18 protein-coding genes and 1 pseudogene are annotated in these 20098 nt (G+C 39.5%); 10 read left to right on the forward strand and 9 right to left on the reverse strand.

The window, feature by feature from the left end; translation table 11 throughout:
* Nucleotides 1-24: 24 nt before the first annotated feature.
* The gene (locus tag RCG24_RS01860) at nt 25-615 is read right to left on the reverse strand and encodes a hypothetical protein (protein WP_308078168.1); all 591 of its coding nucleotides are present in this window, start codon (nt 613-615) and stop codon (nt 25-27) included.
* 407 nt (nt 616-1022) lie between these two features.
* Between RCG24_RS01860 and RCG24_RS21240 the strand changes: the two genes are divergently transcribed.
* On the forward strand, nt 1023-1346 hold the full coding sequence (locus tag RCG24_RS21240) for a hypothetical protein (RefSeq protein WP_235887873.1): 324 nt from the start codon (nt 1023-1025) through the stop codon (nt 1344-1346).
* Between the two features lie 59 nt (nt 1347-1405).
* On the opposite strand, the gene ispG is transcribed toward RCG24_RS21240, so the two are convergent.
* The 6 genes from ispG to RCG24_RS01895 form a co-directional block, all read right to left on the reverse strand.
* Nucleotides 1406-2506, reverse strand: a complete 1101-nt coding sequence (gene ispG / locus RCG24_RS01870; protein WP_308079085.1) for a flavodoxin-dependent (E)-4-hydroxy-3-methylbut-2-enyl-diphosphate synthase — start codon at nt 2504-2506, stop codon at nt 1406-1408.
* A gap of 116 nt (nt 2507-2622) precedes the next feature.
* Complete coding sequence (locus tag RCG24_RS01875) at nt 2623-2949, reverse strand: hypothetical protein (RefSeq protein WP_308078169.1); 327 nt, start codon at nt 2947-2949, stop codon at nt 2623-2625.
* Nucleotides 2950-3033: 84 nt separating this feature from the next.
* Nucleotides 3034-3582, reverse strand: a complete 549-nt coding sequence (locus RCG24_RS01880) for a DUF1189 domain-containing protein (RefSeq protein WP_308078170.1) — start codon at nt 3580-3582, stop codon at nt 3034-3036.
* A gap of 31 nt (nt 3583-3613) precedes the next feature.
* On the reverse strand, nt 3614-3808 hold the full coding sequence (locus RCG24_RS01885; protein WP_308078171.1) for a DUF1189 family protein: 195 nt from the start codon (nt 3806-3808) through the stop codon (nt 3614-3616).
* Between the two features lie 173 nt (nt 3809-3981).
* Nucleotides 3982-5325, reverse strand: coding sequence for an ISLre2 family transposase (locus RCG24_RS01890; RefSeq protein WP_308077453.1), 1344 nt, complete (start codon nt 5323-5325; stop codon nt 3982-3984).
* Between the two features lie 261 nt (nt 5326-5586).
* Nucleotides 5587-6282 (reverse strand): Crp/Fnr family transcriptional regulator, encoded by a 696-nt coding sequence (locus RCG24_RS01895; protein ID WP_202652726.1) that lies wholly within the window; start codon nt 6280-6282, stop codon nt 5587-5589.
* Between the two features lie 348 nt (nt 6283-6630).
* Between RCG24_RS01895 and RCG24_RS01900 the strand changes: the two genes are divergently transcribed.
* Both RCG24_RS01900 and RCG24_RS01905 read left to right on the forward strand, forming a co-directional pair.
* Entirely contained in the window at nt 6631-7239 is a 609-nt protein-coding gene (locus RCG24_RS01900; RefSeq protein ID WP_235887858.1) for a superoxide dismutase, read from the forward strand.
* Nucleotides 7240-7347: 108 nt separating this feature from the next.
* Nucleotides 7348-8570: pseudogene (locus RCG24_RS01905) on the forward strand (MFS transporter).
* 157 nt (nt 8571-8727) lie between these two features.
* Here RCG24_RS01905 and RCG24_RS01910 read toward each other — a convergent pair.
* Both RCG24_RS01910 and RCG24_RS01915 read right to left on the reverse strand, forming a co-directional pair.
* Nucleotides 8728-11142 carry an ABC transporter permease gene (locus RCG24_RS01910; RefSeq protein WP_202652559.1) on the reverse strand — a complete coding sequence of 805 codons (2415 nt, stop codon included), beginning with the start codon at nt 11140-11142 and terminating at the stop codon, nt 8728-8730.
* Nucleotides 11139-11816, reverse strand: coding sequence for an ABC transporter ATP-binding protein (locus RCG24_RS01915; RefSeq protein WP_202652561.1), 678 nt, complete (start codon nt 11814-11816; stop codon nt 11139-11141). Before RCG24_RS01915 ends, RCG24_RS01910 begins: the two co-directional genes overlap by 4 nt.
* A 491-nt stretch (nt 11817-12307) precedes the next feature.
* Here RCG24_RS01915 and RCG24_RS01920 point away from each other — a divergent pair, with 491 nt between their 5' ends.
* The 7 genes from RCG24_RS01920 to pstB all read left to right on the forward strand — a co-directional run bounded on the left by RCG24_RS01920 (nt 12308) and on the right by pstB (nt 20093).
* A complete protein-coding gene (locus RCG24_RS01920) occupies nt 12308-14350 on the forward strand; it encodes a peptidoglycan D,D-transpeptidase FtsI family protein (protein WP_308078172.1) in 2043 nt (680 codons plus the stop codon).
* A 184-nt stretch (nt 14351-14534) separates the two neighbouring features.
* Nucleotides 14535-14972, forward strand: a complete 438-nt coding sequence (locus RCG24_RS01925; protein WP_308078173.1) for a hypothetical protein — start codon at nt 14535-14537, stop codon at nt 14970-14972.
* 428 nt (nt 14973-15400) lie between these two features.
* Nucleotides 15401-15904 (forward strand): penicillin-binding transpeptidase domain-containing protein, encoded by a 504-nt coding sequence (locus RCG24_RS01930; protein WP_308078174.1) that lies wholly within the window; start codon nt 15401-15403, stop codon nt 15902-15904.
* A 538-nt stretch (nt 15905-16442) separates the two neighbouring features.
* Entirely contained in the window at nt 16443-17369 is a 927-nt protein-coding gene (locus RCG24_RS01935) for a phosphate ABC transporter substrate-binding protein (protein WP_308078175.1), read from the forward strand.
* Between the two features lie 79 nt (nt 17370-17448).
* Nucleotides 17449-18372, forward strand: a complete 924-nt coding sequence (gene pstC, locus RCG24_RS01940; RefSeq protein ID WP_308078176.1) for a phosphate ABC transporter permease subunit PstC — start codon at nt 17449-17451, stop codon at nt 18370-18372.
* Complete coding sequence (gene pstA / locus RCG24_RS01945; RefSeq protein ID WP_202652569.1) at nt 18369-19256, forward strand: phosphate ABC transporter permease PstA; 888 nt, start codon at nt 18369-18371, stop codon at nt 19254-19256. The genes pstC and pstA overlap by 4 nt, the downstream gene beginning before the upstream one ends.
* Nucleotides 19257-19271: 15 nt before the next feature.
* Complete coding sequence (pstB, locus tag RCG24_RS01950; RefSeq protein WP_374049114.1) at nt 19272-20093, forward strand: phosphate ABC transporter ATP-binding protein PstB; 822 nt, start codon at nt 19272-19274, stop codon at nt 20091-20093.
* Nucleotides 20094-20098 lie beyond the last annotated feature (5 nt).

The raw sequence follows: 20098 nt of genomic DNA on the forward strand, positions 1-20098 counted from the left end.
CAAGCTGTTTTTTTCGTGGATATTTTAGGCATATCGATAGTAGTTCTCCGGCTGGCTTAACCAATTTTTAACCCAGAGGGAGGCTTCTGTCCAATTGTTTACGCGAATGACCCCTTTTGGGATTGGGTCCTGGTTGTAAGGAGTATCAAATAAAATGACAGGTATATGGCACTCCTCGTGAATGGCTACGGCATTATCATGTTTGTCCTCAAAAAAAATATCGATGCCGTATTTTTTGGTTATTTCAACCTTTTCATGTGAGCCAATTAATTCGATATGATCAAAACTGATGCCATGGTCAATGAACCATTTTTCCGTAACATTATAGAGACGGGGCCCGCGGGCACTAATAAAAAATAATTCATGTACTTTTTTCCACTTGTTTAATACCTTTCTTGCTCCGGGAGCTGTGGGTGACCCTTGATAAATAACTGGTTCATTTTCCGTAAACCAATGGGCAAAAACTTCTTTAGAGACATTAACAAAGGGTGTTAAATCATATTGATTAATTTCCCCATACGTAAGATTCAGGTTAAAGGCCTTATTAATAAAAGGAATTAGCGATGTTGGAGAAGTAACAGTCCCATCGATGTCAATACCAAATCTTTTTTTCATTTTTTGTTCACCTTCATATGCTCATTACATCAACTTTAATTTTACCAAAGAAAAATGAATGATAAAGGAAAGTTTAAGAAAAATTTTTGGAGAAAAGAAATAACTAACTATTTTAGACAAACATTAACATTGTAAAAGCAGGTGATTAGGAAACAATAATGAATGCTCCTATTACTGAAAGCGAGGGATGCTAATTGGCAGATGAGCGCAATAATGTCCAGGATGGATTTAAGGGTTCTTCTATTGGCGAAGGGATCCCCAGTTATCCTTCACAGCTGAAGGAGGATATTTCATCCGAAAACAACACACCTGTCCCAACACAGTCTCCAAGCTACAAGGAAGAAACGGCATCAGAATTGGGTGCCTCGGTTCCACCAAGAGTCTCCCTTAAAAAGGATGACCAGGTTTTGCCAACAGGAGCCTCGGTGCCGCTTCGTACAAGGGATAATCGGGAAGAAACGGCAGCAGAGATTGCTGCCCCGGTTCCAGTTGTCCGGGAAAAGGAACAAAATAATATCAGGGAACGTGCTGCTACTGGAACAGGCTTGGGTACCGTTGCATTAGCTTTATCAATCTTATCGCTGTTTGTATTGCCGATTCTGTTTGGTGCCGCCGGGATTGTTCTTGGCTTCGTTGCAAGACGGCGAGGCGCTGAAAGTCTTGGTGCATGGGCAATTGGTATTGGAGCAGTATCGATTATTGTCGGTATCTTTATTCTACCGTTTTTCTAAATAGGCCATAATGACGATGGCCAAAAGAAAACCCGGTACTCTTTTACCGGGTTTTCTGCTTATTTTGTGGCTTTTTCTTCTTCGGCCTTTTTACGGAAATATTCTTCCGCAACCTGGTCAATTTCTTTCTTCAATTCTTCCACCATTTGTGCTTCCGGAACCTTACGGACAATCTGACCTTTTCTAAATAACAGACCTTCACCCCGGGCACCGGCGATGCCGATGTCAGCTTCACGTGCTTCCCCAGGTCCATTAACGGCACAGCCAAGGACAGATACCTTAATGGGGGCTTTAATATTTTGGATATATTCTTCCACTTCATTGGCAATGCTGATAAGATCAATTTCAATCCGGCCGCATGTTGGGCAGGAAATCAATGTTGCGGCATTTGCAGATAAATGGAATACCTTTAACAGTTCACGAGCCACTTTTACCTCTTCTACGGGATCTGCACTTAAGGAGACACGAATGGTATTTCCAATTCCTTTACTAATAATTGCTCCTAAACCGGCTGCGCTTTTTACGGTTCCTGAGAATAAAGTACCTGATTCAGTAATTCCTAAATGTAATGGATAATCAAAGGTACGTGCAGCTTTTTCATATGCCTCAATGGCAAGATTGACATCAGATGCCTTCATGGAGACGATAATATCGTGAAAATCTAAGTCCTCAAGGATTTTGATATGATGCAGAGCACTTTCCACCATACCGTCAGCAGTCGGGTAGCCGTACTTATCAAGAATTCTCTTTTCAAGTGAACCGGCATTGACACCAATCCGAATTGGAATTCCCTTTTCTTTTGCCGCTTTGACGACCGCTTCTACTTTTTCCCGTCTCCCAATGTTGCCCGGGTTGATTCGGATTTTGTCAGCACCACCCTCAATTGCTTTGAGAGCAAGCTTATAATCGAAATGGATATCCACGACCAGGGGAATATTAATTCGTTTTTTTATTTCTGAGATGGCATTGGCAGCGCGCTCATCCGGACAGGCGACGCGGACGATTTGACAGCCTGCTTCCTCCAGCCGTTTGATTTGAGCAACTGTTGCCTCGACATCATGGGTCTTGGTCGTTGTCATACTTTGAATAATGATCTCGTTGTTACCGCCGATGGTCAAATTGCCAACCTTAACCGGACGGGTTTTTAAACGATGTATAATTTCACTCACGTGTAATTCGCCCCTTTAGCTGAATTAAAAAAACAGGGATAAAAAACAAACCATCTTTATTGTATCAGCGTTTCATTAATTTTGACAAGAATAAGGATTTTGTCACCTTATTTTGAGTAATCTGGAAAATGATAGGTTGAACCAATTTGGATTTTTTCCGGAGACAGTCCTTCGTTTAATGCTTTGAAATCATTAATAAGATCAGTGATAGATACAGGAAGCGATTTACCCAGCTGGTGTTCAACGATTGAAATGACGGTTTGCCCCGGTTTAACTTTGGAATCAAAATAGGCTCTGTCGGTTTGAGGTTTTTGGATAGTTTTATCTACAGCTGCGTGACTAACGGCAGAGGAGGGAAGGGTGCCGACAGTTAAATCGAAATAGATAACATAAATAACCAATACCGCCAATAATACTCCCACTAATTTTTTCATCGGACAAGCCCCCCTAAAGGAATTTGTACATACCTATGCTTGTCCACTTTTGAATAGAACTGAGAATTAAAAAACAAGCATCGCTTAGGATGCTTGTTTCGGCCTTGGAATCTCCTTGATTGCCAGTAGTAAGACAATTATGGCAACGAACCAATTAATAAAGAATGTGTTTGGAACAGTTGTTTTTAACGCTGCCATAATGGTAAAAAACAAGGTCGGCAGTGTTTCACTATAGGCGGCCATTCTCCACAAGTGCCGGTAAGTGAGCTTTCGGCCAGCAATATTTTTTAGTGCTAATCCGATTAAGGCAAGAATCGAAACTTCAATAAAACTTGCTGCGCTTGAGAATAAAAGAAGAAAAAGGGTAACTACAGGGATAATAATCCCTTTTAAACCACTTACACTATCAATTAAATTAACCGCTTCTTTTTTATTGATATTTAATCCTTCCACCATGGAGTATGGATATGTTTGAGTTTGACTTCCGGCTGCCACGACAAACTCATTCTTCAAGAGGGCGAAGGCATTCCCGGTATCCGCAACATCTTCAGCAGAAACGGTTCCTGTTGGGTCGAGAAAGAAAGTAAAGCCGTCATGATCAATCGTAACTGGAACCTTTGTTTCAGCTGACAACCTCCCATTTTTAATCGAGAATTCAGGTGCTTCATCTCTGAATAAATGATTTTGCCGTACTTAATCCGCTTGTTAATGCTGAACTTAAAAAAACAATGGAAGGCAAAATCGAAATAAAAGTTAACAGGAAAACGTAAAGAATTGTTTTTCCAATTCCTTGTAAGCGAAATAAAGCAATATCTTTAGGCGAATAAATACTTTTAACAAGCTGCTTAAATATGTTCATAGCGACCACCTTAAAATAGTTTCATCCTTCTATTTTAGCCTTTGTCCAGACTATATACAAGAAATGACCGTTATTGTTTGAGTCAAGTATTTGTGGGCAGTTTTTTTATCCCCACAGGAGTGAAAGCGGATTCACTTATTTAGAGTGCTCTCTTGATAGAAAATTTGTCTTTTTTAAAAACCGGCCAACTCTTTTAATGCTTTGTACACTGGAATATTCGCCTTGCCTTTTAGGTAAAGGATATTATCCCTTGTAGCTTCACCAATCGTGCTTTTCACCTTTTCCACATAATGTCTCGGGGGGTTCTTTTCTTCCTTGGTTTCTGTCCATCTTTCCACTCGCCCGAATAGTGTTCTCAAAGCTAAATTATCGAGGAATGCCACCAATCCGGTGATCATGGCACTTACGCCTTTTTCCACCCAACTACGCCCATTTTTGAGCCTTTTTGCGAAGACTCTCATTGTTCCCTCTGCACTTCCCATTGGTCTCATTCCAGATGTCTCAACCCCCTGCTCTTTAAGCCATTCTCGATAATCCCTGAGGGCTTCAGGGTACTTTTCGAGCTGACGAAGCAACTGGTCCAGCCGTTCTTCTTGTTCCCTCGTTTCAAGAGTTCCGACGGCATTATTTAATTCTGTAAGTAGTTTCTGACTGTCATAGGACGCGAGAGCCTTTTGCATTTGGCGATAGCGAGGGTGTTTACGGAACAGGCTGCGAATATCTCGTGCCACGTGAAATCGGTCAATCGAAAAGAAAGCCCTGTCCTTAAAATGCTCACGGCAGGCTGTGATCCAACTAGCACCATCACCGTTTATCACCAGTTTGTGGACAGTGGGGTCATACTCGAAATTCTCGATGAGAAAGTCCTCAAACGCCTCCCAAAAGGGCTGTTTCCCACGGTGAATAAAATGCCGTTTATCTTTTAGACTTACCCGTTTTCCGTTAATTTCCCAGCCTTGATGAACCGCTGCTATTTTTTCTTCCTTTCCTCTTTTTCCTTTTCCCTGACGTTTCACATATATACCGTCCACCTCTACAAATAACACTGAGCGGTGTATAGGCTGACGCTCTTTTGGAATACTGGCAACCTGTAACAGATGTTGACGTATAGCTTCGTGACTGATCACACGGTAGCCTAAAAGTGTTTCAAGCGATTCTGCGGCCTTTCGGTAAGAAGGCCCTGTAATGGCAAGCTCTAGAGCGGCTTCCTCAATAAGGGGACTGAAGGTACCTGCCCCTTCAAATTCCAAATAACGATCAAGGAGATAGACATATTCATTTTTCTCTCTATCACGGTAATAGTTCCGTTCAATCGTGATTTCCCCAAAAAGGCTGTCTAACGTGGTGGTACGCTTATCGAGTAGACGATAACGCTTTTTATTACGCTCTTCGGCAATCTGTTGGTCCATGTCCTCTAAAAGAGTCTTCATAACCCCTGAGAAGGTTTCCTGTAATTGCCTCCAAACTAATTGTTCAATCTGTTTTAAATTGGGATATATTGTGCTATTCTTTTGCATGAGGGCTTCCTCCTTTGGATTGGGTTTGGTCGACTATGATTCTACCAAGGAGTAGCCCTCTTTTTCATGTATTTAGCTTAGAACACTACCGCGCTTTCGCTTGGTGGCCCCTTCATTTGGTGAGCGATCTGACAATCCCTCACCAAATGAAGGGGTTAAATTTTGCCCACATTAATTTTACTCATACCCGTTATTTTTCGGTTGGAGGGGAATGTTTACAGCATAAAAAATACGCCACTCACAAGAAAGAGGGCGTACCTGTTAATTAATTCCACAGATCTCATAAGAACAGTTTTGACAGTCGACGGCTTCTCTTAAATAGCTTAATTTTTTTATCGTGAACCTTTGGTTTTCATAGGAGACCACATCTTTTTCGCGTAGTTCTTTCAAAGCACGCTGAATGACCTCCCTTGTCCCGAAAGTTAAATTAGCGAGTTCTTGGTGAGTTAATGGTACATCAATGAGGATCCCATCCTTTGTCACCACTCCGTATGAATTACATAAACGGATCAGGATGGAATATAATCCGCCTTTTTTTCCATTCATAATTAAGTCTTGACATTTCATTTGTGCCTTTAAGTATCGGGTACTTAACCAGGCGACAAATGCATTCATTGCTTCAGGATCTGTAGAAACATAATCTTCAAATTGTTCCCGTTTAATTGCTAAAAACTCACAGTCGGATAGTGTTTTGGCAAAAAATTTATATTGGGGGTGTGCCTTAAATAGCTGATATTCCACAATTAATTCTTGATCGTTGAGAATTTTTAAAATAAACTCTTTGCCGCGTACGTGCACCCTACCTAGAGCAATTCCACCTTTTAATAGTAAGTAAATATACCGAACTGGATCTTTCTCTTGAAACAAGACAGTTCCCGCTTTTACTTTTTGGACGGATTCGATTTTTTGAAAAAAATTTAATAATTTATCATAAATAGTAAAGCCTGCTTCACCCATATAACGCCACTCCTTCATACCCTTCTAGCTTGATTAAATGAAATTATTTAGCGAATGTCAATGCTGGTTTTACATAAAAAGGAAGCTAATGAAGCCTGGTATGACAAAAATCGTTGACAGAATGCTATTTTCGTGAATCATGACAAATTTTCGACAGGTTTCATTTAGGGAATATATTTTGGCAAAATGGATATTTTATATTAGGGTGAAACAGCCAGAGCATTTAATTTGAATCACGTCATTAACTTTGGTATCTTAGAATCAAAGCTTTAGAAATATTCTTAAATCATAATTGTTATAAGAATGGCTAAAGCGAATAAATAAAAGAGTACATAGGAGGAATGAATCATGGCTTTTGAATTACCAAAATTACCTTATGCAGAAGATGCACTTGAACCTTACATTGATAAAGAAACAATGAATATTCACCATACTAGACATCACAACACATATGTGACAAATTTAAACAATGCCCTTGCTGGAAATGACGAATTGCTTTCTAAACCAGTTGAGGAAGTGATTTCTAATCTGGATGCAGTTCCGGATGCTGCCCGCACTGCTGTCCGCAACAATGGCGGCGGTCATGCGAATCACTCCTTGTTCTGGACGATTCTATCTCCAAATGGCGGCGGCGCCCCAACAGGTGAACTAGCTGATGCCATCAACAAAAAATTTGGCAGCTTCGATGCCTTTAAAGATGAATTCACAAAAGCTGCAACTACCCGTTTTGGTTCCGGCTGGGCCTGGCTCTCAGTTAATCATGGTGAGTTAGAAGTATCCAGCACGCCAAATCAAGACTCTCCGTTGATGGAAGGTAAAACGCCAATCCTTGGGCTTGACGTTTGGGAACACGCCTATTACTTAAAATATCAAAACAAACGCCCTGACTACATTGCAGCATTCTGGAACGTAGTCAACTGGGATGAAGTAGCAAGACGCTATAACGAAGCAAAATAATCTAACAGAAGAAAAAGGCAGCTGCGGCTGTCTTTTTTATTCCCATAAAGTGAATAAGAACACCTGCCTTGTTAAAGACTACCTGTTAAGACAAAGGGGAGTTTTTTTATGGCAAAAAAATTTAAATTTTTGGGTGATGTTGCATTAACGAAGGACCTATCATTATTACTAATTATCGGTGGTTTATATTCCTTAAGTGCGGCTTTATCAAACACATTTGTGAACATTTATTTATGGAAACAAACCGGGAAATATTCCGATCTAGCCCTTTATAACCTTGCCATCGTCATCCTGCAGCCACTAACGTTTATTTTGGCAGGCAGGTGGGCCAAAAAAATAGATCGGGTTATTGTTCTGAGAATCGGTGTTATTTGTTTAGCACTTTTTTATTTGTCGGTATTAGTCGCTGGAACAAAGGCCTCTACCTATTTACTGCTATTAGGAGGATTGCTTGGTGTCGGCTATGGGTTTTATTGGCTTGCATACAATGTGTTAACCTTTGAGATAACCGAGCCCGAGACAAGAGATTTTTTAACGGCTTTTTGGGAATTTTGTCGTCCATGGGAGGGATGATTGGTCCAATTGCCGCCGGGATTATTATTACCAGATTTGCAAAGTTCACCGGTTATACGATTGTTTTCGGTATTTCTCTAGCCCTATTTGCGCTTGCGGTATTCTTAAGTTTCTCGTTAAAGCCGCGGCCGGCAAAGGGGAAGTACGATTTTAAACGGATTATGGAAGAGCGAAGGCAAAATGAAAATTGGCGCCTTGTCACTAATGCCCATTTTTTTCAGGGATTAAGAGAAGGGACATTTATTTTCGTCATTTCGGTATTTGTCTATATTTCAACAGGAAGTGAAATGGCTCTGGGGACATATGGTTTGTTGAATTCTGGAATTTCATTTGTTGCCTATTTTCTCGCTTCCAGGCTGATTAAAAAGAATTTCCGCAAAAAGGCGATTCTCATTGGCGGGCTGCTGCTGTATGCAGCTGTGATCTTGATTGTCTGGGAAGTGACCTATGCTAAATTATTGATTTACGCAAGTATCATTGCCATCGCCTACCCGCTTCTCCTTGTTCCCTATATTTCCACTACATATGATGTCATCGGCCAAGGGTGGAAGGCTGCAGAAATGAGAATTGAATACATTGTTGTCCGCGAGGTTTTCTTAAATATCGGCAGGGTCGTCTCGATTCTGACCTTTCTGGCCGCAGTTACTTTATTTAATGAAGAAAAAAGCATTCCCATTTTGTTATTACTTTTGGGAGCAGGGCATATATTCATTTATGTTTTTATGAAACGGGTTCAATTACCTCAAATATCTCGATAAGATTGATGAAATTCCCCTTTTTGTATCGGGTCTTTTACACGGGCAGAAGTTCTGCCATTTTTACTAAACTTAATGAGGAAAGAAACTGAAGAAATTATCACCTTTCTCCAGCTTCTCTCCTCAATCAGGGACAACATAACGCGTTCCTGTTTTCTTGTTAAGTTAGGTTAGACATTTTGCGTGTAAAAAGGATTATGGAAAAAATTAATGACATAACCACAAAAGAAATTCCTATTCCGATTAAAGACCACAAAATGGATACGCTTAATATCTTCAGAACAACTGTGCTAAATAAAATTCCAATGATGCTGGAAAAAACAAACCATGTGGCAGATTCTTTGAAAAGGTGCCTTAAAATTCTCCCTTTTGTCCATCCGATTACATGGTACATATTAAGTTCTTGTCTTCTTTCCACAAATAATGTATTAAGCCCTTCACTAAAAGCGATAATACACAAATACAGGACAAGGATCGTAACTGTCAATTCAAACCAATAGGTCTGATTCCCGATAAAAAGCCCCATTGTCGTAACTGATGATTTATTGAAAGAATCACCTAGTGCTGCAATCTGAATAGAGATTAATAACATTGAAAAACATAGAAGCAGCATCATCGGGATAATTAACCGTTTATAATAGAGAACAGAGGCAAATTTTTTATATTCTTCGATTCGATTGTTTTGTTTTTCAGTTTTATTTAATAGTAAATTGGTGATTACAATCGATATTATCCACAAAAACAACGTTATTCCATACATTATGGCTTCTACGTGGAGGAAGTTCAATAAAATAATAGACATCATAAATGCAATAGTTATGATGATATCTTGCTCTATACAATTCCGTAAAAAGATATTCCTTTTTTTCCAGCCTAAAACCGATAGTAGAGAGTTTTCTTGGATAAGAATATTCTTTTCAAACGTTAGCCGAATAACCAGCCAAAAAACCCCAAATGCAGTTAATAAAACTGTTGTGATCAAATTCATCAAGTTCCATGTTGCTGTCAATTCTTGAGCGACCCCTAAAGTAGTCCAAGGCTCTTTGACTTTTCCAATCCCTTCTACATCTAATGTCATTTCTTTAAAGGAAGAGCCAGCCACAATATCTACTTCATATCCCATTTGCAATAATTTAGTTGCCACTTTTTCTATTTTTTTCTGTGCTACTTCGTCATAGTTTGTGATCCCAGCAATTTTTACTCTAATGGCATCAATTGGCTTATCTCCTTTAATCAACTTTGCATTTTCAATGGTTGTCACCCCGCTGGCAGCAGAAGGGATAAAACTTCCGGGGATAGTAGTTGGGGTTAAAACTTTCCCATCTTCTGTTTTTGCTTTTACCTCTCCATATATACCTAATGGACTGGCAGCCAAATTATTGGCTATATTTGTTGGAGGTGTAAATGTGCCAACCTGGCTGATGATGAACGGTATTTCCTGTGATTTCTCCATTGAAACACCCTTTGACACCACCGTTTTATAGGAAGGGGGATTTCCTGGTTTCTTTATCGTTACAGCCGGTATCGTTTCAATGTTTTTATAGTCAATTTTTGAAGCAACAAAATATGTTGAGGTATCAAGACCAACCAGTGTTCTTTCTCCGATGGATGGTTCAAATTTATTATTTAAAGCTAATTCTGTTCCATCAAAAGGTTTTTGAAAATTGGATAAATTTATATTAAATATTTTCGACTCTTTTGGTTTCTCTTTTTCTAAATCTTTAAAAGCCAACTGAATTTTTTCTGCTGAACTCTCCATTAACCATTGTTGGTTCTTCAGACCGAGAATATCTAAATATTTATTCAATTTAACATCTAATTGGTCTACTTTTAATTTCAAATATATAGGAATATTAAAATCATTTCGTTGTAAAACTTTCATTACGGGCGGGTTATTATAATTTTCTAAAAAACTATCTAGAAATGGGTCTTCAATCTTCTTATTAAAGTCTGAGAAGTCAATACCAGTTAATTTAGTTTCGCTTTCTGGGTCAATAGCCACCAGAAGATTATAATTTGTTGGCATGAGAATCATCATGGCCGAGCTAGCAGTGGCTTCCCCCACATTATTTCTTAAAAATTGAATCGTGCCAGGATTAGATTGTTCGAAATACATAATAGATTCTTTTGAACCTAATGGGTACATTGATTTCCCATCCGATGTGTAAAATTGATAGGAAAACCTGGTAGGTTGACTCAATACAGGTAATTCAACGGAGGTTTGTTTTCCTCGAAAGTACCCAAGGGATGCAACTGGTGCTGCTACTTCTATATTTGGATCACCTTTTATTCTTTTCCATTCATTTATAGAGATACCGCCTTTACTATCTCCTATATAATTTTCCTCCACCATTCCAAGTTTCTTTTCAATCGATGTTCGGGATGACGGTGGACGAACTAAGAGATCGTAGCTTCCACGGCCATACTTTTTAATCGAATCATTAACGGTAGCAACAGTCGTTTTCGATTGCTCTAAACCTAATGGAACAAGCGTATAAATACTAATAAATGCCATCAGTATGATAAGGGTTGTTTTTTTTCGGTGTTTTAGACGCTCCCAAGCAAGGCGAATCATACTCTCACCTCGGATTGAGTAAGTGTGCCGTTTATTAACCGGTAAACCTCATCTCCACGGTCAGCAATCTCCATATCGTGAGTAACTAATACAATAGTTTTTCCTTGATTCTTTAGCTTTAATAATATGTCAACGATATTATCTCGATTTTCTCTGTCTAAATTACCGGTTGGCTCATCACAGATTAGCATTTGTGGGTTAGCAATTAGAGATCGTGCAATGGCCACCCGTTGTTTTTCTCCACCTGACAGGCCTTCTGGCAATCTTGAAAATAAAGCTTCAGAGATGCCAACCATATTTAAAAGTTCCTCTGCTCTTGCATAAAGCTGTTTTTTGTCTCTATCATAGTACAATGGCAAGATAACATTATCTAATATTGAATAATAGGGCAACAACTTAAAATCTTGAAAAACAAAACCAATTTCTTTTCTTCTTAATTCGCTACGTTCTGGGTCTGTTAGCTGGTATATATTTGTCCCATTAATTGATACATTTCCCGAATCTGGAGGTAACAATCCCGAAATAATATTTAATAAGGTTGATTTTCCTGAGCCGGAGGGCCCAACAATTGTCGTCCAAGAACCGGTTGGAACAGAAAAACTAACATCTGTTAGAATTTCGGTTGAATAGTATTTGTTTTTGAATACCTTATGTACATTTTTCAATTCAATCATGGCGGCTTCACTCCAAATCCATTACCCTAGTTTAGCGAGTAAACTAGGGTAATGTTCTATAGCATTTATTTATAAATCTTTTAAAGTAACACTACCAGATGCGGTAGCAGGTGTTTATTTTGATAGTGCTAGTATATAACATAAATACCACATTTTGTATATCATTTTTAAAAAAGTTAATTTTTTTCGTTTTTTGTAGAAAATTTATTGTTTCTATTTTAATTTTCCCAATTCTTTTTAATATCAACCTGTGTAGTTTTAAGATTGGTAGAATCTTTTTCGAACGAATTTTAAGCAAATGTACTTAATTTTATAAGCCTTTTAGAAATTCTAAAGTTAGTCCGAAAAAATTGGTAAGGGTTCATCATAGAAAAATACTGCTTAATCATTTAAAATAGAACATGTTATGAAATGCTTTGAAAAGGAAGTGTTGATAGACCTTGAGTAAAAAGAAGAAAAAGAAAAAATCACTTGTTCCTTTTCGCTTGAACATGTTATTTTTTGCTGTATTTTTACTATTTTCAATTTTAATCCTTCGCCTTGGGGAGATTCAAATCGTCTTCGGGGATGATTTCAAACGGGAACTGCAGCGGACGGAAGACGTTACCGTCAGCAACCCGGTTCCGCGCGGGAAAATGTTTGACCGCAATGGGAATGTCATTGTTGATAATAAGCCATTGAACGCGATTACGTATACAAAGCAACAGAATACAACGCAAAAAGAAATGGTGGAAACAGCTGAAAAGTTAGCGAAAATTATAAAGGTTGATACTTCCAAAGTTCGTGACCGTGATAAAAAAGATTTTTGGATCGTCCAACATCCTAAAGCAGCCAAACAGTTAATAACGAAAAAAGAGTGGACCCTATACGATAACAAAAAATGGGACTATAAGAAAATCTATCAATTGCAGCTTGATAGAATTAAAGATTCTAAGATTAATCATTATTCTAAACAAGACATAAGAGCCATCGCCATTTTCAAAAAAATGAACAACGGTTATGCACTAGCACCACAAATTGTAAAAAATAAAGGGGTAACCCCTCAAGAATTTGCCGCTGTCAGTGAAAATCTGGAAAACCTCCCTGGCGTCGATACAACAACGGACTGGGACCGCAAATATGTGCTTGGTGATACATTAAAAACAATTATCGGAAATGTTTCATTTGCAGAGGAAGGTCTGCCCAAAGAAAGTTTGGACAAATACATGGCCTTGGATTACAGCCGCAATGACCGTGTCGGCAAAAGTTATCTTGAATATCAATATGAAGATGTTTTACATGGAAAAAAAGCGAAAGTAATTAATAAGACGGATAAGGCAGGAAATGTCATATCCCAACAAGTTGTATCTGAAGGGGAGCGCGGCAAAGACCTGGTGTTAACGATCGATGCGGAACTTCAGAAGAAAGTTGAAAAAATTATTGAGAATGAAATGTGGAAGGCAAAAAGACAGTATTCCACTACGGGTCTGATGGACCGGGCCTTTGTTATTTTAATGGATCCTCACACTGGTGAAATCCTCTCTCTTGCCGGAAAACAGATTGTCCGCGATGAAGATACTGGAAGATTAAAAATGCAGGACTATGCCCAAGGGACGTTTACGACTTCATACAACGTGGGGTCTGCCGTGAAAGGGGCAACGGTTTTAACCGGTTATAAAACAGGAGCGATTCAGCCTGGAACTACTCAAGTTGACGAACCATTACGAATTCTTAACACTCCTGTAAAAAAATCGTGGAAAACGTTTGGAAGAATTAATGATCTTACAGCGCTTCAGGTATCTTCAAACGTGTATATGTGGAAAACGGTTATTGCCATGGCCCACTCCCATTATGTTCCGAATGGGCCGCTGCCAATCGACAAAACAGCCTTTGACACGCTCAGAAGATCCTTTAGCCAATTTGGCCTTGGAGTCAGAACTGGCATTGATTTGCCGAATGAAATGAGCGGATTTCCGGGTCCGGATCGAACATCTGGTTTACTTCTCGACCTTGCAATCGGACAGTATGATACGTATACCCCGATTCAACTGGCCCAGTATGTTTCGACAATTGCTAACGGAGGATACCGGATGCAGCCGCATCTGGTCAAAGAAATTCGTGAACCGGTGATGGATAAAGCTGAAGAAGGTCCGGTTATCGAGGAAATTCAACCGAACGTGTTAAATCGCCTGGATATGAAGGCAGAATGGATCAAACGGGTACAAGAAGGATTTAGGATGGTTATGCAGACCCGAAATGGAACGGCATACTCCTTCTTTCAGGGTGCTAAATACAATCCAGCCGGTAAAACGGGAACTGCTCAGGCGTTCTACTATGGCTCTGACCGAAGCAGGTGGGGGACACCTGTGATGAACTTGAGCCTTGTCGGTTTTGCCCCTTACGATGATCCGGAAGTAGCAATGGCAGTGGTCGTTCCATGGGCCTATCAGGGTACCGGTCCGGCAATTAATGATGAAATAGGGAAGAGAGTTTTAAACACATATTTTAATTTAAAGAAACAACGTTCCATGAAAAATACTACCGCTATTCAATAAACTGATAATTAGCGAATTTAAACACACTGTTTAAAGCACTTGTCTTAAATAAGACAAGTGCTTTTTATCGATAAAATATCGGAATTAATTGTTGGTATTTGGAAAAAATAATAATAGTTTCTAGGAAATGTATATATTTTCTAGTATAATAGAAAATATAAAAGAAAAGGAGATTGATATTATAATGAAAAAAATACCAAAAGTATTAACCACGTTACTACTTCTTTCAAGTTCATTAGCATTCCTTCCATTTAAAGCTGAGGCAGCTACATCTTCATGGTTTGGCATAGCGGACATACCAGGTTGTCAGGTAAGAATATGGACTGATGCAAATACGTACTATTCAGGTGCTAAAACTGTAGACACATACGCGGAAACTAACGGAAAATGTGGAACTCTTTACTACTCTGCTTTTATAGCGGATGCATATGGTACTATAAGTAAAGAAACATTTGATGGATCTTTTGCATTAAAATCACCAACTAAATCTTTTAATATAGATAATTTTATTTCACGTAATCGGAATCCAGTTAGTGCTAATGTTACATTTCTTTTGTATAAAAATTCGGGACATACCCGATTGCTTACGGGCGTAGAAAAGATTATTACTTATTATCAATAACTTTCCGAGAATATAACAATCAAAATCTGCTCGTAAATAGTGGGACTTTTAAATGAATATATTAGGAGAATTAATGGTACTTCTAATGCTCTTTATAAAAGAAAAGCGTACAATGTCAAATACTTTTTTCAAGTTTTAGGGCTAGAACGCTAACGGCATAGAATTCATCAAACAAAGAAGTTGAATTAAGAATTTAGTTCAGCTAGGATGGTTAAATATTTAGCCAAAAAGGGGCTTTCTAGAAAGTCCCTTTTTGAGTAAAAAGTACCGAAATAAAAACCCAAGAATGCTGTAAAAATGAACATTCTTGGGTTTTTCTGTTTTAAATTTTCGGGCTGAAAAACCACTTTTCGGATAGCCCCTTCTTACCTAATTAGTCAAGTATTTTTGAAAGAATTTGCGCATACCAAATAGACCTTACGCATATTGTGAAGGAAATCCGTGAACCAATCATGGATAATAAAGAATTAGGTCCGATTGTTGGAGAAATCCAGCCTAAGGTGTTAAACCGTGTCGATATGAAGGAAGAATGGATTAAGCGGGTTCAACTGGGTTTCCATATGGTTACACAACCTGGCGGTACAGCCTACAACTTTTTTAGAGGGGCTGCTTATGATCCCGCCGCAAAAACGGGAACTGCTGAAGCATTTTACTATGGCAGTGTCCGAAGCAGATGGGGAACACCTGTAATGAACTTGAGTCTCGTCAGCTTTGCTCCATATAATAATCCGGAAGTGGCGATGACGGTTGTTGTACCATGGGCATATCAGGGCAACAATGGCCCACCTATTAATGGTAAAATTGGCAAAAGAGTCATGGATGCCTATTTTGATTTAAAGAAAGAACGGCAGACGGATAAAACCAATAAGACCAAGAAGACAACAAAACAAACCACCGACAATAATAATGATACTACCCAATCGAACCAATAATATGTTTCTATAAAACCTGTCTCAAATTTGAGACGGGTTTTTCTTACTCAAGTTACTACGATCCAATTTGTCCCAAACTTTGTAAAAAAGAAGCGGGAATATGTAAAATTGTGCGTGAGTTATGTAAAAAAGCATCCCGGTTTTGTAAAATTATTTCATCGAACCAAGACGTGATCCAGTTAATTCCAAACTTTGTATAAAAGAAGCGTGAATATGTAAAATTATGCGTTAATTATGTAAAAAATCCCCTGATTTTTGTAAAATAAATACTTCACAAAAATAGAATTGAGATTACATAAATCGCCACTTGTCTTTTTGTCACAAAATATTCATAACCTTGTTCATAGAAGCATCCCCAAAGTACCTCATGATTCTCCTGAGTGAACTCAACTGCAGTTTCTTCCATTTACAAAATCTTAATATAGATTTACAGATGCTTTACAACCGATTAAAACGCTGTTTACAGTCGTCCTTTATTCTAAAGATGTAAGACAGATAATCATGATCAAAAAAATAAACCTTAGGGGGAATAAAGGAAATGAAAAGTTTAAAGAAGTTCGGCCTGCTGACATTATTAACTGCGTTAATTATTTTTTCAGCTGCCTGTGGAGGAAAAGGAACGAATGGCAGCAAGGAAGGTACAGATAAAAAAGATAATGCAGCGCAAAAAACGGAAGAGCTTTCAGGCTCACTAGTAATTTCCGGTTCATCCGCAATGCAGCCGTTGGTTGCAGCAGCTGCAGAGGAGTTTATGGCTGAAAATCCTAAAGTCGATATTCAAGTCAATGCCGGCGGTTCAGGAACAGGCCTTTCCCAGGTTGCTGAGGGATCCGTTCAAATCGGTAACTCAGATGTATTCGCCGAAGAAAAAGAAGGTGTTCCAGCTGACCAGCTTGTTGACCATAAAGTAGCGGTTGTCGGCATGACGGCTGCTGTAAACCCTAAAGTTGGCATTAAAGATATTAAAAAAGAAGATTTAATCAAAGTATTTACTGGCAAAATCACCAACTGGAAAGAACTTGGCGGAGAGAATCAAAAAATCGTTTTAGTCAACCGTCCTGATTCCTCTGGTACTCGTGCAGTCTTTAATCAATTTGCCCTTGACGGTGCAACTCCTGCTGAAGGAATTACGGAAGATTCTTCAAATACCGTTAAAAAGATTATCGGTGAAACGGAAGGTGCTATTGGTTATCTGGCATTCTCTTACTTCACTGACGACTCAGTAACACCGCTTGCCATTGATGGTGTGAAACCAACTGAAGAGAATGTTCAATCCGGTAAATTCCCAATTTGGGCCTATCAGCACTCTTATACAAAAGGTGAAGCGGAAGGATTAGCAAAAGCGTTCTTGGATTATCTGATGTCCGACGATATTCAAAATACTTTATTAAAAGAACAAGGCTATCTGCCTGTTACAAAAATGAAAGTAGAACGCGATGCTAAAGGCAACCAAAAAGATATTTGATGTAAAGGAAAAAATAACAGGGTAAATGCTCCTGTGCGTTTCCCCTGTTACGACGTATATAAGAGGAGTTTGATTGGATATGGAAAAACTTCTTCCAGCACAAGATAGATTACTTAAATCAAAGAGTAGCAGACTTGGTGGGGAATTTCGCGGGAAATTGTTTGTTATATTATGTGCTGTCATCATGATAACAGCCACAATTGCCATTACGATTTTTCTAAGCACGAAGGGACTGCAGTCATTTACCAAAAACGGGATCAGCATCATCGAGTTTCTCACAAGCAGTAAATGGAACCCCACCAATAAAGCAAATCCGGCATATGGTGTGCTGCCGTTTATCTTCGGATCCTTTGCTGTTACCATTCTCGCAGCTCTTGTTGCTGCACCGTTAGGGATCGGTGGTGCGATCTTTATGACGGAAATAGCCCCATCCTGGGGGAGAAAAATTCTCCAGCCAGTTGTAGAACTGCTCGTTGGAATTCCCTCAGTCGTCTACGGATTTATCGGACTGACTGTTTTGGTTCCCTTTATCAGGGAGCATGTCGGCGGATTAGGATTTAGCCTGCTTTCCGGAATGATTGTCCTTGCGATTATGATTTTACCTACGATTACGACAATCGCGACGGATGCCATGAGTTCACTTCCAAACTATTTGCGCGAAGGCTCCTATGCTTTAGGGGCGACAAGATGGCAGACGATTCGCAAAGTATTAGTACCAGCGGCGCTGCCCTCATTGTTAACCGCGATTATTCTTGGAATGGCCAGGGCTTTCGGTGAAGCCTTAGCCGTTCAAATGGTTATCGGCAATGTACGAGATATGCCGAATAGTATTCTGGATGCATCTGCAACATTAACGACTATTATTACCTTAAATATGGGACATACCACATATGGCAGCGTCGAGAATAACACGCTTTGGTCGATGGGGCTTATTCTATTAATCATGTCCTTCGCGTTTATCCTTCTGATTCGCTATTTATCCTCAAGGAGGAAGTTACGATGAATAGTAAAACAGCCGATCGTCTAGCGACAGGAGTTTTTATCACCATTGCGATTATGATAACGGCCATTCTCGCCGGATTATTTTTCTATATTTTCGTAAACGGGTTTAAGTATATTTCGTTTGACTTTTTAACAACTCCTTCAAGTAATGTAAGGGCTGGTGGCGGAATCCGTGACCAATTGTTTAATTCGTTTTATATTTTGTTGATTACGATGTTGATTACCGTTCCGATCGGGGTCGGCGGCGGGATTTATATGGCTGAATATGCAAAACCAGGGAAGATAACAGATCTCATTCGGACTTGTATTGAGGTATTATCCTCCTTGCCATCGATTGTCATTGGGATGTTTGGCTTATTGGTATTTGTCAACACCACCGGCTGGGGTTATACGATACTAGGCGGGGCATTGGCACTGACGGTATTCAATCTGCCGACGATGGTACGTACGACGGAAGATGCGATCAGGGCGGTGCCGCAAGATTTGAAAGAAGCAAGCCTTGCTTTGGGAATTACTCATTGGCATACGATTAAAACGGTTATTTTGCCAACGGCCTTTCCAGCGATTTTAACCGGGGCTATTCTTGCAGCCGGCCGAGTGTTTGGTGAAGCAGCAGCCCTATTATTTACAGCCGGGCTTTCGACACCAAGACTGGATTACACAAACTGGAATCCCTTTTCAGAACAATCACCATTGAATATTTTCCGCCCGGCGGAGACATTGGCGGTTCATATCTGGTCGGTGAATACCCAAGGGTTAATCCCCGATGTGGAAGCCGTTTCAAGCGGCTCTGCTGCTGTACTCGTTATTTCGGTACTAATTTTTAATTTAGCGGCCCGCTGGATAGGCAGGATCATTCATAAGCGGATCACAGCAACTAAATAAGAAGGTGGGAGTCGAATGGTAACAGCCTTAAAGGAGAGAACAACGATGGAAGCAACTGTACCGGTTCAGCAAATAAACCGGCAGGAAAATATTTTATCAGTTAACAATTTAGAGATTTTCTATGGTGAAAACCGGGCGGTAAATGGAATTTCCATGGAGATTGAAAAAAATGCCGTAACGGCATTAATTGGTCCTTCAGGCTGCGGCAAGTCCACTTTTTTACGCAGCATTAATCGGATGAATGACCTCATCCCCGGTGCTTTTGCAAAAGGAGAAATCATTTATGAAGGCCTTAATATTTTAGCTGAGAATATCAACGTGGTGGCGCTTCGCAAGGAAATTGGCATGGTGTTTCAAAGACCAAATCCTTTTCCCAAATCCATTTATGATAATATTACTCATGCCTTAAAATTTGCCGGCATTAAGAAGAAAAGCCAACTGGATGAGATTGTTGAGGAAAGTTTACGAAAGGCTGCTTTGTGGGATGAAGTCAAGGACAGGCTTGAAAAATCGGCATTCTCCCTTTCAGGCGGACAGCAGCAGCGGCTTTGCATTGCCAGAACGATTGCAATGAAACCAACTGTCATCCTGCTGGATGAGCCGTCATCTGCATTAGACCCGATTTCCAACGCAAAGGTCGAAGACTTAATTGTTGATTTAAAAAAGGATTATTCGATTATTATTGTCACCCATAATATGCAGCAGGCATCCCGTATTTCCGATAAAACCGCGTTCTTTTTAAACGGCGATTTAATTGAATATGACCACACGGAAAAAATCTTTACCAACCCATCTGTTCAAAAGACAGAAGAATACATTTCCGGACGGTTCGGATAAGGGGG

The sequence above is a fragment of the Neobacillus sp. OS1-32 genome, from assembly GCF_030915425.1.
Taxonomy (GTDB): domain Bacteria; phylum Bacillota; class Bacilli; order Bacillales; family Cytobacillaceae; genus Neobacillus; species Neobacillus paridis.

What these genes read in the sequence shown, in the direction of transcription:
- pstB (WP_374049114.1), top strand. Translation starts at nt 19,272, where the DNA reads ATGGTAACAGCCTTAAAGGAGAGAACAACGATGGAAGCAACTGTACCG.
- pstA (WP_202652569.1), top strand. Translation starts at nt 18,369, where the DNA reads ATGAATAGTAAAACAGCCGATCGTCTAGCGACAGGAGTTTTTATCACC.
- RCG24_RS01890 (WP_308077453.1), bottom strand. Translation starts at nt 5,325, where the DNA reads ATGCAAAAGAATAGCACAATATATCCCAATTTAAAACAGATTGAACAA.
- RCG24_RS01895 (WP_202652726.1), bottom strand. Translation starts at nt 6,282, where the DNA reads ATGGGTGAAGCAGGCTTTACTATTTATGATAAATTATTAAATTTTTTT.
- RCG24_RS01915 (WP_202652561.1), bottom strand. Translation starts at nt 11,816, where the DNA reads ATGATTGAATTGAAAAATGTACATAAGGTATTCAAAAACAAATACTAT.
- RCG24_RS01920 (WP_308078172.1), top strand. Translation starts at nt 12,308, where the DNA reads ATGTTATTTTTTGCTGTATTTTTACTATTTTCAATTTTAATCCTTCGC.
- pstC (WP_308078176.1), top strand. Translation starts at nt 17,449, where the DNA reads ATGGAAAAACTTCTTCCAGCACAAGATAGATTACTTAAATCAAAGAGT.
- RCG24_RS01860 (WP_308078168.1), bottom strand. Translation starts at nt 615, where the DNA reads ATGAAAAAAAGATTTGGTATTGACATCGATGGGACTGTTACTTCTCCA.
- RCG24_RS01900 (WP_235887858.1), top strand. Translation starts at nt 6,631, where the DNA reads ATGGCTTTTGAATTACCAAAATTACCTTATGCAGAAGATGCACTTGAA.
- RCG24_RS01910 (WP_202652559.1), bottom strand. Translation starts at nt 11,142, where the DNA reads ATGATTCGCCTTGCTTGGGAGCGTCTAAAACACCGAAAAAAAACAACC.
- RCG24_RS01885 (WP_308078171.1), bottom strand. Translation starts at nt 3,808, where the DNA reads ATGAACATATTTAAGCAGCTTGTTAAAAGTATTTATTCGCCTAAAGAT.
- RCG24_RS01875 (WP_308078169.1), bottom strand. Translation starts at nt 2,949, where the DNA reads ATGAAAAAATTAGTGGGAGTATTATTGGCGGTATTGGTTATTTATGTT.
- RCG24_RS01925 (WP_308078173.1), top strand. Translation starts at nt 14,535, where the DNA reads ATGAAAAAAATACCAAAAGTATTAACCACGTTACTACTTCTTTCAAGT.
- RCG24_RS01935 (WP_308078175.1), top strand. Translation starts at nt 16,443, where the DNA reads ATGAAAAGTTTAAAGAAGTTCGGCCTGCTGACATTATTAACTGCGTTA.